Origin of the sequence: Aeromonas hydrophila subsp. hydrophila ATCC 7966 (genome assembly GCF_000014805.1) — a bacterium.
Classification (GTDB): Bacteria; Pseudomonadota; Gammaproteobacteria; order Enterobacterales; family Aeromonadaceae; genus Aeromonas; species Aeromonas hydrophila.
The window spans coordinates 740,444-756,404 of record NC_008570.1; the positions used below are offsets into that span (position 1 = coordinate 740,444).

The following is a 15,961-nucleotide window of genomic DNA, read 5'->3' on the forward strand; positions in this document are numbered from 1 at the left end:
GATGGTGCGTGGATTTTCCCTGATGGAACTGATGATTGCGGTAGCCGTGACGGCCATTCTGACCGTGATCGCCTATCCCAGTTACAACAGCTACATGGCCTCTGCCAAGCGGGCCGAAGCCAAGGCCGCCTTGCTGGAGGCGGCGCAATACATGGAGCGACAGTTTACCGCTGACGGCAACTATGATGGTGGCAACCTGGCCTCCGCCGGGCTGGCCACCTTGCCCAGGGATGGCGGGACTGCCTATTACAATCTGGCGCTCAATGCCAGCGGCGCCAGCTATACCCTGACGGCGATCCCGACCGGGGTGATGAACGGCGATCCTTGCGGCCTGCTGACCCTTGATCAGGGCGGACAGCAGGGGGTATCGATGGCCAGCATGACGGCAGCCGAGTGCTGGTAGTCTGTCACCAGCAGGCAGCGGGAGTCTTGGTATCGGCCTTGTTGAGGGTCAGGGTATTGCAGATGGTGCTGCCGCTCTTGTCGCCTACCTGTGCTCCCTTGCTGGTGGCGATCAGGGTATAGTTGGTTGCGGTGGCACCTGAAATGGAGAAGTCATAGTAGCTGCTGGTGGGGTTGCCCACTTGGGATGGGGTGGCGCTGTAACTGGTATTGGAAACCCGGAACTCTTCCTGTTTCAGCTGCATGCTGAGCAAGCCCTTGAGCGCCTCGGCCCGGCGGGATTTGCGCAAACCATCGGTAAAGCTGGGATAGGCGACAGACGCTATGATGGCGACGATGGTGACCACGACGATCAGTTCAAGCAAGGTGATTCCGGACTGTTTGATTCTCATGGGGCGGCATGCTTCGTGAAACAGGTTGATACTATAGGATAGTACTGACAGTAGACCCTACTGGCACGTGCAAAAAGAAAGGAGTCTTGAGCTGATGGAAGGCAGAAAGGGCAGATCCGCCGGTTTTACCCTGATAGAGCTGATGGTTGCCCTGTCCTTGGTCGCCCTGTTGCTGACCGTGGCCATCCCCAGTTATCAATCCCTGCGCCAGGATCAGATGGTCAAGGCGGCCACCCAGGCGGTCTACACCGACATGATGCTGCTCAAGTCCGAAGCACTCAAACGCAACCGAAATTTGCAAATGATCCTGTTCAACAGCGGCACCGGCAACTGGTGCTATCGCATCAGCATCGATGGCAGTTGCGCCAGTTGCAACGACACCTGTTCCAGCATCGAGGGGCGCAAAGGCGTTGATGCCAGTGAATTTCCGGGGATCATTCTGACGGGCACCTACACGGAGTCCTCAAGCCAGATACGTCCCATCAGCTTCTCTCCCCGGCGCGGTACCCTGCCAAGCGGCAGCATCACGGTGAGCTCCTCGGCCGCCAGTATGAAGGTTGTCACCAACAACCTTGGACGGGTACGTACCTGTGCCGTCAGCAACCTGGTGGGAGAGGTAGCATGCAACTGAAAATACGGGGTTTCAATCTGGTCGAGTTGATGGTGGCCATGGTGGCGGGCTTGCTGCTGGTGGCCGCCGTCATTTCGCTGTTTGCCACCATTCTCAAGGCCAATTACACCGCCATGCAGACCAGCCGTCTGAATCAGGAAGTTCAGTTGCTGACGGACATGATGGCACGAGACATCCAGCGGGCCGGGTATGACGCTAACGCCACCCAGTTTCTTGCCGCTCCTTCTGGCAGCCGGTCCAGTTTCTATTTTGATACGGCCACGGATCTGATGGGGGAAACCGCGACGGGCTCCGGCCTGTATACCTGTATCAGGGTGCGCTATGACAACGATGAAAATGGAGTGTTGAGCAGCGATGACACCCTGGTTTACAGCTACAGCAGTAGTAGCAAGGGGATCAAGCAAGGGACTGGTACCACGACCTGTGGCAATGGCAGTCTGATCTCCAGCGACGATACCGTAGAGATCACCGCCATGACGTTCAGGCTCCTGCCAAGCAGTCAGGTCAGCGGGGCGAGGGCGCTGCAATTGATGGTGAGCGGGCGGTTCAAGGCCACGCCGGCACTGACGCTGAATCTGCAGCGGGATATCAAACTGCGCAATGATGGGTACTGACATGAGCCGACAAGCTGGTTTTACCACCTTCACCATCACTTTGTTGCTGGTGCTGATCCTGCTGGGCATTTCACTGTTGGTTGGTAAGATGCTGGTGGCAGATCGGCGAGTGACCCTCAACGAGGTGCTCTATCGTCAGGCCATGGCAATGGCGGAAGTGGGTCTGGCCGATGGACTGGGGCGGTTGACGCTGGACCCTACCTGGCGTACCAGCGGGGCCACGACTACCTTGACCACGGGCAGCTATACCTTGTCATCCTCTGATGATACTGCCATCACGGTGGGGTCGGTGGTCGTGACGCCGATAAGGATCCGTTCCCAGGCGACTCTCAGCAATAGTCAGGCCCAGGCGGCAGTTGAAACCAAGGTCGTGCGTTTCAGCGTATTGGCCGGCTCCCCTGCCGCGCCTCTGACCGTGGCCGGCGGCATGGCGGTTGGCGGTAACTTCACCATAGTGGCCAATCCCAATGGTGGTGGGCTGGGAGTGCCACTGTCGGTCTGGACCAGCGGCAACGTCGACTTGATCACGGGGACTGGGCAGACCTGTCATCAGGGGGACTACGACGGCGGTTGTTCGGCCAACATCAGCCAGAAGGGGGACAAGCAGTCTGATATCAAGGACAACGATACTGCCTTCCCGACCGATCTGGTCTGGTATCTGTTCAATGAAAAGGATGATGCCAACGGCTGGGCCAATCTGGAGGCCAGGGCGACCCAGAAGCTGACAAACTGCAGCTCGCTTGGTCCTGCCTCAACCGGCCTCATCATTGTGGATGGGGACTGCAAACCCTCTTCCAACGTCGGCTCCGCAACGGCGCCTGTGATTCTCATCGTGCGCAATGGCAATCTGGCGGTCAACGGCAATACGGTGCTGTATGGCTTGGTGTTTGCCTACTCATCCAACCCCGCAGCAGCCGGGACGGACGTGAAGCTGACCGGTGGGGCCATCGTGTATGGCGCCATGGTTTCCAACTATCAACTGGGCAACGCCAACGGTACCTACGATGCCAAGTATGATGCCAGTGTCCTGAGCAACATCTCGAATGGTGCCGCATTCCAGATCGTCAATCAGGTGCCCGGCAGCTGGCGAGACTGGTAAGGGGATATGGGGATGAAAGGGCAAAAAGGATTTGGCCTGCTGGAGATCCTGATCACGCTGGTGGTGCTGGGAGTAGGCATTGTCGGCCTGGTCGCCATGTCCAAGTCGGCGCTGACGGTTTCGCAGGATGGCCGGCGTTATGAGACGGCGATGCGACTGGCGGAGTCCAAGCTGGATGAGTTTCGCAACTTCAATAGCATAGTGAACGCGACGGCCCCACTGACGTCCTACAACCAGATTGCCTCCGCCAACTCGACAGTAACCTTGTCGGGTGAAGCCTACTCGGTGGCATGGACGGTGGCCAATCAGTATCTGAATGGCTCAACCTGGCAAAACGTGGCACCGGCGGGCTATCGCCTGAGTTACCCGGGCCGCAAGGCGATCACGGTCAACGTCGGGTGGACGGACAGCGAAGGACAGGCTCGTACATTGCAACTGGCTGGCAATGTTTCGCCCATCGAGTCTTTGAGCTCCTCCCAACTGGATGGCGGTCTGAATACGGCGAGACAGGGCCCCAAGGTCAACTACACCCCCGGGGTGGCCCCGGACGTCATTTCAGTGGAGCTGGGCGATGGCAACAAGCAGGAGACCAGCAAGCCACTGCCGACCGTGACATCCAAAGATGGTCTGGTGGGCAAGCTGGTCCAGTTCGAGACGGTGACTTATAAACCCGCAGCGGGTGGCAACACCCAGCAGGTGCTGCAGGACATGGCATCCGTCTCCTGCTCCTGCAGTTATGGCTCCAGCCTGAGCGCCTACCTGCCGGGTCAGGCCTACAGTTCAGCCAGCAACCAGCTCTATTGGAAGTCAGGCTCGCTGCAGACCAAGACCACGGGGACGCTGGACAGCAGCGTCAATGGCCAGCCCACGCTCTGTACCAGCTGCTGCAAGGATCACTTCGATGGCAGTGGTTCCAGCTTCACCAACTTCTATGCTCCGCTCAACACCAGCCGGGTACGCTACAGCAGCAGCCTCAGCACGGCGAACAGCGGCAAGTACGTGGATGCCTGCCGCTTCGTCCGGCTGGATGGTTATTATCGCCCCCTGCCTGACTGGAACCTGGTCAAGGTAGTGGTGACCACGGCCGATTTCCTGGCCAAACCAGCGAACCAGGCCAGTTATCAGAAATACATCAAGTATGTGGTCAAGACCTACATCGACTGGCAGAAGTCGACCCTGAACTGGACCCAGGGGGCCTCCGCCACCTTGCCGACCATCACCGATTTTTCAGCCTGGCTGGCTACCAACGCGGAAGCCGGGGGGGATGCCACGACCGGGATCACCGTCAATACGGGTACGGCGCAGCTCATCGCCCGTGGCATTTATGTGGATGTGCTCGACCCTGTCTATCTGGTGGGGATTGATACCAGCGCGGTGGACTATCTGACCAAGGTGCCGTTTCAGGACATCAACCTGACCATGCTGGCGGAGTGGGCCATGGCCCCGCAGAACTTGCTGACGGGCAATGCCACCGACTATGCCGCCGTCACCAACGAGACGGTCAAGACGGTGGTGGATCTCAACAACTACTATTTCGGCAGTTACAGCCGCGGCTACATGACGGCGAAGAAATCGACCAAGGACAGCAACCAGGTGCTGCAGAGCGTCACCGTGCGTGTCACTGCCTATCAGGGGAATTCCGGCATCACGGCTTCGCTCATCTCGCCACGGGACCAGTCGCTGGCGCAGACGGCGGATATGCTGGTCAAGGTGGATACAGGATCGCAGACGGTACCGACCGTCAGTGTCAGTGGCTGGATCCAGTGTCTGACCCGAGGGACGGGTGGCAAGAATCCCCCACCGGTAGCGTGCAGCAAGAATACGTTCAACAGGCTGAGCATCACGACTCCCAACTCCGGGGCGACCTGCCGCATCGACTATCCGCAGGCCAACAACCAGCCTGCAGCTTATCTGTGTACGGCCCCGGCGAACTCGACGCTGGCTATCAACCTTGCCTATTCCAACCAGGGCAGCACCACCTATATGTTGCAGCCACCCTCCTTCAGCGTGCAGATGACGCAACAGTCCAACAATCAGGTGTTGAGCGGCCCCTGTTCACTGCTGGTGGACAATGGAGTGACCAACGCGACCAGCCTGACTTGCACCCCTTGAGCCTTGGGCGCTGGCACAGCCAGCGCCTTTTCTTTATCATTCCCCATCATTTTCGAATTCAAGATGCATCGCCATGGCAAAAGCCCTCTCTCTGATGCTTGCCCAGTTGAATCTGACGGTAGGCGCCATCGAAGATAACTGTGACAAGGTGCTGGCGGCAGCCGCCGAGGCCGACCGGCAAGGCGCCGATCTGCTGGTCTGCTCCGAACTGGCTCTGACCGGCTATCCGCCGGAAGATCTGCTGCTGCGCGTCGATCTGATGATCCGGGTGGAGGCTGCCCTGGCCCGCCTCGCGGCATGGCAGGGGGCTTGCGCCATTCTGGTGGGTCACCCCTGGCGCGATGGGGAGGCACTCTACAACGCCGCCTCCCTCTACGAGCAAGGCAAGCTGGTCGCACGCTACTTCAAGCAGGATTTGCCCAACTACGGGGTATTCGACGAGAAGCGCTACTTCACTGCGGCAACCGAGACCTGTGTGGTCCCCTTCCGTGGTCATCAGTTGGGGTTGCTCATCTGTGAAGACCTCTGGCAGCCGGGTCCGGCGCTGGCCGCCAAGGCGGCGGGAGCCGAGCTGCTGCTCACCATCAATGCCTCACCCTATGATCAGGAAAAACCCTGGATCCGCCGCGAGCTGATGGCCGAGCGCTGCGATCAGACCGGTCTGCCGTTGGTCTACCTCAATCAGGTATGTGGTCAGGACGAGCTGATCTTCGACGGCTGCTCCAAGGTGTTCAACAGCCAAGGCGAGCTGACCCACAAGCTGGCACCGTTTGCCGAAGAGCTGGCGCTGGTGCGTTTTGCCGATGGTCAACCGGTGAAAGAGCGGGAACCCGCGGCACCGCTGGAGCCGTTGGCTGAGACCTATCAGGCACTGGTACTGGCGGTGCGCGACTATGTCACCAAAAACGGGTTCCACGGCGCCGTGCTGGGCCTCTCCGGCGGCATCGACTCGGCACTGACCCTGGCCATCGCGGCCGATGCCATCGGCGCCGACAAGGTGCAGGCGGTGATGATGCCGTTCCGCTACACCGCCCAGATGAGCGTGGAAGATGCCAAGGAGCAGGCCGAGCGGATGGGGGTGGAGTTCAATATCATCTCCATCGAGCCCATGTTTGAGGGCTTTATGGCCCAGCTGGCACCGCTGTTTGAAGGGACTGCCCGCGACACCACCGAAGAGAACTTGCAGGCCCGCTGCCGTGGCGTGCTGTTGATGGCGCTTTCCAACAAGCGTCGCTGCATCGTGCTGACTACCGGAAACAAGAGTGAGATGGCGGTGGGCTATGCCACCCTGTACGGCGACATGGCCGGCGGTTTCGACGTGCTCAAGGACGTCCCCAAGACGCTGGTCTTCAAGCTGTGCGAATACCGCAATTCCGTCGATTATGTGATCCCGCAGCGGGTCATCGATCGTCCGCCTTCGGCAGAATTGGCACCGGACCAGGTGGATCAGGACAGCCTGCCGCCCTATGACATCCTGGATGCCATCCTCAAGCGCTATGTGGAAGAAGATGCCTCCGTGGCCGACATGGTGGCGGAAGGCTTCGAGGAGGCGGTGGTGCGCAAGGTGATCCGGCTGGTGGATCTCAACGAATACAAGCGCCGTCAGGCGGCGGTCGGGCCCCGCATCACGGCCCGCAACTTTGGTAAGGATCGCCGTTACCCCATCACGTCCGGGTTTGGCAAACAGAACTGGTAAGGAGTCACCATGAAGAAGATTGAAGCCATCATCAAACCGTTCAAGCTGGACGATGTGCGCGAGGCCCTGGCCGAGATCGGCATCAACGGCATGACAGTGTCCGAGGTCAAGGGCTTCGGCCGTCAGAAAGGCCACACCGAGCTCTATCGCGGCGCCGAGTACATGGTCGACTTCCTGCCCAAGGTGAAGGTGGAGCTGGTGGTGCAGGACGAGGATCTCGATGCCTGCCTGGAAGCGATCCAGAACACTGCCCGCACCGGCAAGATTGGTGACGGCAAGATCTTCGTCTGCGAGGTGGAGCGCGTCATTCGTATCCGTACCGGCGAAGAGAACGAAGACGCCATCTGATGAGATGGCCGTGCATCGTGATGAGCCAACGAATGGAGACTCGATCCTGCTGATGTCCTGGATGCGCCTCGTTGCGGTGGCCGGCCTGCTGGCCGGTCTGACCGCCTGTAGTACCCGGCCGCCGGCCCAGCCGGAAAACCTGTGCCAGATCTTTCGCGAGAAACCGGACTGGCACAAGGCGGCGCTCAAGATGAACGAGAAGTGGGGAACCCCGATCCAGGTGGTGATGGCCATGATGTATCAGGAGTCCTCCTTCGTGCACGATGCCCAGCCGCCGATGCAGTATTTCCTCTTCATCCCGACCGGGCGTGCCAGTTCCGCCTACGGCTATGCCCAGGTCAAAGATGAAACCTGGGCTGACTACCAGCGGGAAACCGGCAACGGCTGGAGCGATCGCGACGACTTTGCCGACGCCATCGACTTCATGGGCTGGTACACTCACAAAGCCCAGCGGCTGAATGGCACCTCCAAGTGGGATGCGTATGGCCAGTATCTCAACTATCACGAAGGGTGGGGTGGCTATCGGCGTGGCAGCTACCGCAGCAAGGGATGGCTGATGAAGACATCCCGCAAGGTGGAGGCCCGTGCCCAGCGCTACGGCGCCCAGTATCGACAATGCAAGGATCAGCTCTCCAGCGGGGGCTGGTTCTGGTAACCAAATCAGGAGTCAGAAATGCCGTTATTGGACAGTTTTACCGTTGACCACACCCGCATGGCTGCGCCGGCGGTGCGTGTGGCCAAGACCATGCAGACCCCGAACAAGGACACCATTACCGTGTTCGACCTGCGTTTCTGCGTGCCGAACCAGGAGATCCTCTCCGAGCGCGGCATCCACACCCTCGAGCACCTGTTTGCCGGTTTCATGCGTGATCACCTGAACGGCAACGGGGTGGAGATCATCGACATCTCCCCCATGGGCTGCCGGACCGGCTTCTACATGAGCCTGATCGGTGCGCCGGACGAGGCCCGGGTTGGTGCCGCCTGGCAGGCCGCCATGAGCGATGTGCTGACCGTGCAGGAGCAGGGCAAGATCCCCGAGCTGAACGAATACCAGTGCGGTACCTACAGCATGCACTCACTGGAAGAGGCCCATGCCATCGCCCGCCACGTGCTGGAGCGCGGCATCGGCGTCAACCGCAATGACGAGCTGGCCCTGCCGGAAGAGAAGCTGAAAAGCCTCTGATCCCGGAATGGCAAACATGAAAAAGGCCGGTCAATGACCGGCCTTTTTGCGTGCTGACGGAATCAGGATGGCAGCGGCATCACCCGGTTGCGACCCAGCTCCTTGGCCTTGTAGAGCAGCTTGTCGGTGCGTTCGACCAGGCTGTCGCCCGTCTCCTGGCCGCTGTATTCACCCACCCCGAACGAGGCGGTGATGTGGTCGATGCGCCGGCCCGATTTGCGATCCAGGATCGACATTTTTTCGATGGCCCGGCGCAGGCTCTCCGCCATTTGGCGGCTCAGCGCCAGACTGCGCATGGGGACCAGCAGGGCAAACTCCTCGCCGCCGAGGCGGTAGGCGGTGACGCCCTCCTTGCAGGTTTCCCGCAGCCGCTTGCTGAAGGCGCGAAGCACCTGGTCTCCCAACAGGTGGCCATATTCATCGTTGAAACTCTTGAAGCGGTCTATGTCCGACAGGATCAGGGAGAAGGGCTGCTTGCTGCGGATCAGGCTCTCTATCTCCAGATCGAAGGCGCGCCGGTTGAGCAGGCTGGTGAGGGCATCCTCGTTGGCCAGCTTGCGAGTCTCGTTGAGCGCCTCGCGCAGCTCCTTGATCTCCTTCTCGGCGCTGCTGAGCTGGTTGCGAAAGTGCATGGTGGACATGCGCACGTCCCGCGATTCGCGCACCAGATCCCGCAGGATCCCCATGGTGTCTTCCAGGCTGAGCCCCTCGTCGTCGATGAGGCTCAGCCGGTCGAAGCTCTTGTCGAGCATGTCCTGAAACATGCCGGTGTCGGAGAGGGCATCCTGCATGGTGTGACCAAGCTCGTTGGCCATGGCGGCCAGGTTGAGCTTCATGGTTTCCATCTGCTGCTCATCTTGCGCGGCGAGGTGCTGGTGATAGAGGCGTTCACAGGTGGTGAGAGAGCAGGTTCCCTGCAGCTTGATGGCCTGATCGATGGCCTGATTGAGCTCGGGCATGCTGGCCGCCACGTAGTTATACCAAAGGGTGTAATTATCCGGCGTGGTGGGGATTTGATACTTGATCATCAGGGGAACCGCCTGCTTGAGATAGGCGGCGGATTGGGCGAACGAGTCCTTGCTCATGAGTTCCATGTCTCATCATGCCTGCAAACTGTGCATAGTATGACAGAGAGATTGGCCAAAAGGCAGTCGATGGATGCCATTCGCCCCCCCCTCCGATATAATGGCACCGTTACCACCTACCCTAAGGCCTGCTTATGTCTCAAAAAGATCCTTTCCTCGAACGCGAGGCCGAAAAATACGAGAACCCCATCGCCAGTCGCGAGATGATCCTCGACCTCATCAAGGGCCATGAAAAGCCCATGTCCCGTGAAGAGCTGGCAAAGGTCCTCAAGCTGACCGAAGAAGAGCCGCTGGAAGCCCTGCGCCGTCGTCTGCGCGCCATGGAGCGTGATGGTCAGCTGGTATTCACTCGCAACCAGTGTTACGCCCTGCCGGATCGTCTGAATCTGGTGAAAGGCTACGTGCTCGGCCACAAAGATGGCTTCGGTTTTCTGCGCCCCGAGGGTGGTGGCCCGGATCTGTTCCTGAACAACCGCGAGATGCAGCGCCTGATGCACGGCGACTACGCTCTGGTGCAACCTACAGAGATCGACCGCAAGGGGCGCCAGGAGGCGCGTCTGGTACGTCTGCTCAAATCCCGTGAAGCGGACATCGTCGGTCGCTATTTCGTCGAGAACGGCGTCGGTTTCGTGGTGCCGGATGACAGCCGCATCGGCCAGGACATCATCATCCCGGAAGGGGAGAACAAGGGGGCTCGCCAGAGCCAGGTAGTGGTCGTGCGCATCAATCAGCGCGCCACAGCCCGCTTCAATGCGGTCGGCACCGTGCTGGAAGTGCTGGGTGAAAACATGGCGCCCGGCATGGAAATCGAGATCGCCCTGCGTACCCACGGCATTCCGCACACCTGGCCGGAAGAGGTGACCAAAGAGGTTGCCGGTCTGGGCGAACAGGTGCCGGAGAAGGCCAAAGAGGGTCGTATCGACCTGCGCGCCCTGCCGCTGGTCACCATCGACGGGGAAGATGCCCGCGATTTCGATGACGCCGTCTTCTGTGAAGCCAAGCGTGGCGGCGGCTGGCGCCTGTGGGTGGCCATTGCCGACGTCTCCGCCTACGTGAAGCCTGGCACCGCTCTCGACACCGAAGCCTACCAGCGCGGCAACTCGGTCTACTTCCCCGAATTCGTGGTGCCCATGCTGCCGGAGGTGCTCTCCAACGGCCTCTGCTCGCTCAACCCGCAGGTTGACCGCCTCTGCATGGTGTGCGAGATGACCATCTCCGCCGCCGGCCGCATGTCCGGCTACAAGTTCTACGAAGCGGTGATGAACTCCCATGCCCGCATGACTTACACCAAGGTGGCGGCGATCCTGGAAGGGGATCCTAAGCTGCGTCAGCAGTACGAGCCGCTGGTGGGTCACATCGAAGAGCTCAACAACCTCTACAAGGCGCTCAAGCATGCCCGCCATCAGCGCGGTGCGGTGGAGTTCGAGAGCGAAGAGACCCGCTTCATCTTCAACGCCCAGCGCAAGATCGATCGCATCGTGCCGCTGGTGCGCAACGACGCCCACAAGATCATCGAAGAGTGCATGATCCAGGCGAACGTAGCCGCGGCCCGCTACATCGAGAAGAACGAGGCCGCCGCCCTGTTCCGGGTGCACGACCGTCCGGGCGAAGAGCGTCTGACCGGTTTCCGTGACTTCCTGGCCGAACTGGGTCTGGAGCTCAAGGGGGGTCTGGAGCCCGAGCCGAAAGATTTCGCCGACCTGGCCGCCAAGTTCGAAGGGCGCCCGGATGCTGAGCTGCTCTCCACCATGCTGCTGCGCTCCATGCGTCAGGCCATCTATCAGGCCGACAACATCGGTCACTTTGGTCTGGCGCTGAAGTCCTACGCTCACTTCACCTCGCCGATCCGTCGCTACCCCGACCTCATCCTGCACCGCGCGATCAAGTATCAGACCGCCAAGGAGCAGCAGGCCAACCTGCGCCACAAGTGGACTCCGAGCGGTGGCTACCACTACCAGCTGGAAGAAGTGGACCCGATGGGCGAGCACTGCTCCATGACCGAGCGCCGTGCCGACGACGCCACCCGCGATGTGGCCGACTGGCTCAAGTGCGAGTACATGCTGGATCACGTGGGTGACGAGTTTGACGGCGTCATCGCTAGCGTCACCGGCTTTGGCTTCTTCGTGCGTCTGGCCGAGATCCACATCGACGGTCTGGTGCATGTCAGCACCCTCACCAACGACTACTACCAGTTTGACCCGCTGCACCAGCAACTGATCGGCGAGAACTTCCGCCGCCGCTACCGTCTGGGTGACAAGGTGCGGGTCAAGGTGACGGGCGTGAATCTGGACGATCGCAAGATCGACTTCGTGATGGTGGAAGAGCCCCTCAAGGCAACCGGCAAGAACGCCAAAGAGATGGCGCGCAAGCAGGCCGAGATCAAGAAAGAGAAGGCCAAGAGCGCCGAACGCCACGAAAAACGCAAAGAGAAAGAGGGCAAGGACCACGGCAAATCCGCCAAGGGCGGCCGTGCCAAACCCAGCAACAGACGACCGAGCAAAAAAGCTCGCGACAAGGCCAAGAGCACTAAATGAGTACTGAACTGATCTACGGCATTCACGCTGTATCCGCGCTGCTGGAGCGCACCCCGGAGCGTTTCATCGAAGTGTGGGCCCTCAAGGGGCGCGATGACGACCGGCTGCAACCCTTGCTGGCCGAGCTGGATGCGCTCGGCCTCAAGGTGCAGAGCGTGAACCGCAAGACGCTCGACGACAAGGCGGAGGGTAACAATCACCAGGGCATCATGGCCCGGGTGAAAGAGGCGCCCAAGCTGGCCGAGCACGACCTGGCCAGCCTGCTTGACAAGTTGGCCGAGCAACAGACTCAGCCCTTCCTGCTGGTGCTGGACGGGGTGACCGATCCGCACAACCTCGGCGCCTGCCTGCGCAGCGCCGATGCCGCCGGGGTGCATGCGGTGATCGTGCCGCGCGACAAGGCCACTGGCCTGACCCCGATCGTGCGCAAGGTCGCCTGTGGCGCCGCCGAAGTGGTGCCGCTTATTCAGGTCACCAACCTGGCCCGCAGCCTGCGCGAGCTGCAGGAGCGTGGCGTCTGGATCGTCGGTACCGCCGGCGAGGCGGATCACGACGTGTATCAGGCCAAACTGACCGGCCCGATGGCGCTGGTGATGGGCGCAGAGGGCAAGGGCATGCGTCGTCTGACCCGCGAGCACTGCGACGAGCTGGTGAGCATCCCGATGGCAGGGGCGGTATCCAGCCTCAACGTCTCGGTAGCGACCGGCGTCTGTCTGTTTGAAGCCGTGCGCCAGCGTCGTGCCTGAGGCGAGCTGAATGGACAGACCCCCGTTTTGCCGGGATCGGGTCACAGATGAGCAGGAGGCCGCGCGCCTCCTCTCTTTTGCCCGGCCGCTGACCCTGAGCCCTCGTGCCTGCCTCTGGCATGCTGGCGATCGACCCGATCTACTGGTGATGGTGGAGCAGGGGCTGCTGCGGGCCAAGGTGGTGCTGGCGGATGGCCGCGAGTACATCAAGGAGTTCTACTGGGAGGGTGACGAGTTTCTCGACTTCCACCACCTGCTCAGTGGTGAGCCGGCCCGCTACAGCGTTGAGGCGCTGGAGCCCTGTAGGCTCTTGCTGTTCAACCTGGCCGACCTGCGCACGCTTTCCTGCTGGCCCGCCTGGTATCAGCATCTGCTGGCGGTGCAGCTGCGCATCAAGGAGGAGAAAGAGCTGCTGCTGCTGACCGAGAGTCCGCAGGCCCGTTATCAGCACTTTTTGCGCAGCTTCCCCGCGCTGGAGGCCAGGGTGCCCGATCACCAGATCGCCGCTTATCTGGGCATCACCCCCATCAGCCTGAGCCGCATTCGCAAGCGACTGAAGGATCTTAACAAAGGTTAATGCCGGCTCGCGTGTGGCTGGCTATGCTGCCCTTCTCATCATGAGCAAGGAACCCCCATGAACTGGTCTCTCAAGTCTTTTGAACAACTCGACGTCAACGAACTCTATGAACTGCTCACCCTGAGATCCCGGGTCTTCGTGGTGGAGCAGACTTGCGTCTTTCTCGATCTGGACGGCGTCGACAAGCGCCCCGACGTGCTGCACCTGCTCGGCTGGCAGGATGGGGCACTGGTGGCCTATGCCAGGCTGATGGCGCCCGGCGTGGCCAAGGCGCAGCAGGTGGTGATCGGCCGGGTGGTGACCGCGCCCGAAGCGAGAGGTGATGGGCTCGGTCACCGGCTGATGCAGCAGGCGCTGCAGGAGTGTGCCCGGCTCTGGCCCGGGGTCAGCATCTATCTCGGGGCCCAGGCACACCTGCAAGGTTTCTACGGTCGTCATGGTTTCACCGCCGTGGGTGAACCCTATCTGGAAGATGACATTCCCCACATCGGCATGAGCTCCTCTTAATACCTTTTAAGCATAACAATGAAATTATTATGTCTTGAGGTAGTAAAGAAAACGGGTGCTCGGCGCCATGTTAGTGGGTACCCTCTGAGTGATTAATCGGCAACAGTTGATGGATAGGTTTTAAAAATGGTCTTTTACCCCATTAATTCAGAACAAGATTCAGCGATTGAGCCGTTGAGCCATTTTATTAGCGTTCGCCACTCGAGTGGCTGTCGCTGATGGAGTTGTTGCGCAAGCGGTTCGCACTGGACCTGCAAACCTTCGCCATCATCACCCTGGTGCTGGGCAATCTGGCCCAGGCCTTCTCCGACGTGCTGGTCAAGCTGATCGGCCCTAGCTTCAGCCCCTTCCAATACATGTTCCTGCGCCAGCTGCTGACCCTGCTGGTGCTGCTGCCCTTCATGCTGCGGGTACCGCGCTCGGCCTGGGGGTTGGGTGCCTGGAAGTGGCACCTGCTGCGTGGCCACCTCTGCCTGCTCGGCGGGGGCGGCATGATGCTGGCCCTGACCCAGCTGCCGCTGGCCACGGCCAACGCCATCTTCTACGTATCTCCGTTGCTGACGCTGCCGCTGGCGGCCTGGCTGCTCAAGGAGAAGATCAATTCCCGCGTCTGGTTGCTGGGAGGCATGGGGCTGCTCGGGGTGGTGTTCGTGCTGCGGCCGGGGGATTTCCATCTGGCCGGGCTGGGCGCCCTGGTGACCGCCTTCACCCTGGCGCTGTTCAACATCACGGGTCGCAAGTTGCCAGCCGGGATCTCGGTGGTGGCGACCCTGTTCTGGGCCAATCTGCTGGCTCTGCCGCTGACCGCCGGGCTGGCGGTACATCAATGGCAGCCGGTGGACTGGCGACTGCTGGTGCTGATCGGTGGCAGCGGCGTCATGCAACTGCTCTATCATGCCAGCTGCTTCTACGCCTATCGCCAGGTAGAGGCCAACCGCATCGCGGCGACCGAGTATTCCGGCCTGATGTTCGTGGTACTGCTGGGCGTCTGGCTGTTTGGCGAGATCCCGGCGTGGAACCTCTGGGTCGGGGTCAGCTTCATCCTGCTGGCCATTCACTGGCAGCGTCGATTGCGCTGACATCCCCATCGGCAGCAGGCCGATGGGTGAGAAAAGCAGGCATCTTATGAGGCCGCTCTCTGTCATGGCCGGGCAAACCGGCTATGCTGGGCGGCCTGTTGCTATCGGAACCCTGTCGTGACCCCTACCATCTTTGCTGCCATCCTGCTGGCCGCCCTGCTGCACGCGCTCTGGAATGCGCTGGCCAAGCGCCAGGCCGAGGGGCGCGTCAGCGTCTTGCTGGTCTCTCTCTGCTCCGGCCTGTTTGCCGCACCCTTGCTGCCCTTGGTGGGTTGGCCGGTGGCGGCCGAATATCCCTGGCTGGGGCTCTCCATCCTGCTGCACTGCGGCTACTGTCTTTTTCTCGGTCGGGCCTACCGGCTGGGTGAGTTCGGCCAGATCTATCCGCTGGCCCGGGGCAGCGCCCCTCTGATGACCCTGCTGTTCGGTGCCCTGCTGCTGGGTGAAGTGCCGGGAATGGTGGCGGTGACGGGAGCCGTGGTGCTGGTGAGCGGCGTGTTGCTGATGGCGTGGCGCGGCGGTCTGCGGCTGGCGCCGGCCGCGCTGCAGGCGGTGCTCATCACTGCACTGTTTACCGCCTCCTATACCTTGTCCGATGGGGCGGGAGCCCGCTCGGCCGGTGAGCCGATACGTTACACCCTCTGGCTGTTCGCCCTCACCGCGCTGATGATGCCGCTGCTGATGCGCTGGCAGAGTCGCACCGCCTGGCGCGAGCTGGGGCCTGCGGCGTGGCGCAGCGGCACCATCGGGGGCGCCCTGTCGCTGTTGGCTTACGGTATCGTTATCTGGGCCATGACCAAGGCGCCCATCGGCCTGGTGGCGGCCTTGCGCGAGAGCAGCGTGCTGTTTGCGGTGCTGCTCTCCTGGGGTTGGCTGGGGGAGACGCTGGGGCGGGTCCGGTTGCTGGCCGCCCTGGTGATCCTGGGCGGCATCCTGCTGATCCGCCTCGGCTAGGG

General features: G+C 61.1%; 17 protein-coding genes. 15 read left to right on the forward strand and 2 right to left on the reverse strand.

Features of this window, described 5'->3' with window-relative positions; translation table 11 throughout:
- Position 1: 1 nt before the first annotated feature.
- Positions 2 to 403, forward strand: a complete 402-nt coding sequence (gene tppA / locus AHA_RS03485) for a type IVa pilus pseudopilin TppA (protein ID WP_011704652.1) — start codon at positions 2 to 4, stop codon at positions 401 to 403.
- A 4-nt stretch (positions 404 to 407) separates the two neighbouring features.
- Here tppA and AHA_RS03490 read toward each other — a convergent pair whose 3' ends face one another.
- The gene (locus AHA_RS03490) at positions 408 to 794 is read right to left on the reverse strand and encodes a type IV pilin protein (protein WP_011704653.1); all 387 of its coding nucleotides are present in this window, start codon (positions 792 to 794) and stop codon (positions 408 to 410) included.
- 94 nt (positions 795 to 888) lie between these two features.
- Here AHA_RS03490 and AHA_RS03495 point away from each other — a divergent pair, with 94 nt between their 5' ends.
- The 8 genes from AHA_RS03495 (at position 889) to luxS (ending at position 8,477) form a co-directional block, all read left to right on the forward strand.
- Positions 889 to 1,425 carry a GspH/FimT family pseudopilin gene (locus AHA_RS03495; protein WP_011704654.1) on the forward strand — a complete coding sequence of 179 codons (537 nt, stop codon included), beginning with the start codon at positions 889 to 891 and terminating at the stop codon, positions 1,423 to 1,425.
- A complete protein-coding gene (locus AHA_RS03500) occupies positions 1,416 to 2,039 on the forward strand; it encodes a PilW family protein (protein ID WP_011704655.1) in 624 nt (207 codons plus the stop codon). The genes AHA_RS03495 and AHA_RS03500 overlap by 10 nt, the downstream gene beginning before the upstream one ends.
- 1 nt (position 2,040) lies before the next feature.
- The gene (locus AHA_RS03505) at positions 2,041 to 3,138 is read left to right on the forward strand and encodes a PilX N-terminal domain-containing pilus assembly protein (protein ID WP_011704656.1); all 1,098 of its coding nucleotides are present in this window, start codon (positions 2,041 to 2,043) and stop codon (positions 3,136 to 3,138) included.
- Positions 3,139 to 3,150: 12 nt separating this feature from the next.
- Positions 3,151 to 5,250, forward strand: coding sequence for a type IV pilus modification PilV family protein (locus AHA_RS03510; protein WP_011704657.1), 2,100 nt, complete (start codon positions 3,151 to 3,153; stop codon positions 5,248 to 5,250).
- Positions 5,251 to 5,323: 73 nt separating this feature from the next.
- Positions 5,324 to 6,946 (forward strand): NAD+ synthase, encoded by a 1,623-nt coding sequence (locus tag AHA_RS03515; protein ID WP_011704658.1) that lies wholly within the window; start codon positions 5,324 to 5,326, stop codon positions 6,944 to 6,946.
- Positions 6,947 to 6,955: 9 nt separating this feature from the next.
- A complete protein-coding gene (gene glnB / locus AHA_RS03520) occupies positions 6,956 to 7,294 on the forward strand; it encodes a nitrogen regulatory protein P-II (protein ID WP_005308848.1) in 339 nt (112 codons plus the stop codon).
- 61 nt (positions 7,295 to 7,355) lie between these two features.
- A complete protein-coding gene (locus AHA_RS03525; RefSeq protein ID WP_274382240.1) occupies positions 7,356 to 7,949 on the forward strand; it encodes a transglycosylase SLT domain-containing protein in 594 nt (197 codons plus the stop codon).
- A gap of 18 nt (positions 7,950 to 7,967) precedes the next feature.
- Positions 7,968 to 8,477, forward strand: a complete 510-nt coding sequence (luxS, locus tag AHA_RS03530; protein ID WP_011704660.1) for an S-ribosylhomocysteine lyase — start codon at positions 7,968 to 7,970, stop codon at positions 8,475 to 8,477.
- A 62-nt stretch (positions 8,478 to 8,539) separates the two neighbouring features.
- On the opposite strand, the gene AHA_RS03535 is transcribed toward luxS, so the two are convergent.
- Complete coding sequence (locus AHA_RS03535) at positions 8,540 to 9,562, reverse strand: GGDEF domain-containing protein (protein ID WP_024944559.1); 1,023 nt, start codon at positions 9,560 to 9,562, stop codon at positions 8,540 to 8,542.
- A 134-nt stretch (positions 9,563 to 9,696) separates the two neighbouring features.
- Between AHA_RS03535 and rnr the strand changes: the two genes are divergently transcribed.
- From rnr to AHA_RS03565, 6 genes are all read left to right on the forward strand, one after another.
- A complete protein-coding gene (gene rnr, locus AHA_RS03540; protein ID WP_011704662.1) occupies positions 9,697 to 12,096 on the forward strand; it encodes a ribonuclease R in 2,400 nt (799 codons plus the stop codon).
- On the forward strand, positions 12,093 to 12,842 hold the full coding sequence (rlmB, locus tag AHA_RS03545) for a 23S rRNA (guanosine(2251)-2'-O)-methyltransferase RlmB (RefSeq protein WP_011704663.1): 750 nt from the start codon (positions 12,093 to 12,095) through the stop codon (positions 12,840 to 12,842). Before rnr ends, rlmB begins: the two co-directional genes overlap by 4 nt.
- Positions 12,843 to 12,852: 10 nt before the next feature.
- Positions 12,853 to 13,419: a Crp/Fnr family transcriptional regulator gene (locus tag AHA_RS03550; protein ID WP_005308861.1), complete on the forward strand. Its 567-nt coding sequence runs from the start codon at positions 12,853 to 12,855 to the stop codon at positions 13,417 to 13,419.
- 57 nt (positions 13,420 to 13,476) lie between these two features.
- A complete protein-coding gene (locus tag AHA_RS03555) occupies positions 13,477 to 13,926 on the forward strand; it encodes a GNAT family N-acetyltransferase (protein ID WP_011704664.1) in 450 nt (149 codons plus the stop codon).
- 218 nt (positions 13,927 to 14,144) lie between these two features.
- Positions 14,145 to 15,005 carry a DMT family transporter gene (locus AHA_RS03560; protein ID WP_164927543.1) on the forward strand — a complete coding sequence of 287 codons (861 nt, stop codon included), beginning with the start codon at positions 14,145 to 14,147 and terminating at the stop codon, positions 15,003 to 15,005.
- Between the two features lie 117 nt (positions 15,006 to 15,122).
- Positions 15,123 to 15,959, forward strand: coding sequence for a DMT family transporter (locus tag AHA_RS03565; protein ID WP_011704666.1), 837 nt, complete (start codon positions 15,123 to 15,125; stop codon positions 15,957 to 15,959).
- Positions 15,960 to 15,961: the final 2 nt, after the last annotated feature.

Coding starts and splice junctions, on each gene's coding strand:
- AHA_RS03500 (WP_011704655.1), top strand. CDS start 1,416: ATGCAACTGAAAATACGGGGTTTCAATCTGGTCGAGTTGATGGTGGCC.
- AHA_RS03560 (WP_164927543.1), top strand. CDS start 14,145: ATGGAGTTGTTGCGCAAGCGGTTCGCACTGGACCTGCAAACCTTCGCC.
- AHA_RS03555 (WP_011704664.1), top strand. CDS start 13,477: ATGAACTGGTCTCTCAAGTCTTTTGAACAACTCGACGTCAACGAACTC.
- AHA_RS03525 (WP_274382240.1), top strand. CDS start 7,356: ATGCGCCTCGTTGCGGTGGCCGGCCTGCTGGCCGGTCTGACCGCCTGT.
- AHA_RS03515 (WP_011704658.1), top strand. CDS start 5,324: ATGGCAAAAGCCCTCTCTCTGATGCTTGCCCAGTTGAATCTGACGGTA.
- rnr (WP_011704662.1), top strand. CDS start 9,697: ATGTCTCAAAAAGATCCTTTCCTCGAACGCGAGGCCGAAAAATACGAG.
- AHA_RS03510 (WP_011704657.1), top strand. CDS start 3,151: ATGAAAGGGCAAAAAGGATTTGGCCTGCTGGAGATCCTGATCACGCTG.
- tppA (WP_011704652.1), top strand. CDS start 2: ATGGTGCGTGGATTTTCCCTGATGGAACTGATGATTGCGGTAGCCGTG.
- luxS (WP_011704660.1), top strand. CDS start 7,968: ATGCCGTTATTGGACAGTTTTACCGTTGACCACACCCGCATGGCTGCG.
- AHA_RS03490 (WP_011704653.1), bottom strand. CDS start 794: ATGAGAATCAAACAGTCCGGAATCACCTTGCTTGAACTGATCGTCGTG.
- glnB (WP_005308848.1), top strand. CDS start 6,956: ATGAAGAAGATTGAAGCCATCATCAAACCGTTCAAGCTGGACGATGTG.
- rlmB (WP_011704663.1), top strand. CDS start 12,093: ATGAGTACTGAACTGATCTACGGCATTCACGCTGTATCCGCGCTGCTG.
- AHA_RS03550 (WP_005308861.1), top strand. CDS start 12,853: ATGGACAGACCCCCGTTTTGCCGGGATCGGGTCACAGATGAGCAGGAG.
- AHA_RS03505 (WP_011704656.1), top strand. CDS start 2,041: ATGAGCCGACAAGCTGGTTTTACCACCTTCACCATCACTTTGTTGCTG.
- AHA_RS03495 (WP_011704654.1), top strand. CDS start 889: ATGGAAGGCAGAAAGGGCAGATCCGCCGGTTTTACCCTGATAGAGCTG.
- AHA_RS03535 (WP_024944559.1), bottom strand. CDS start 9,562: ATGAGCAAGGACTCGTTCGCCCAATCCGCCGCCTATCTCAAGCAGGCG.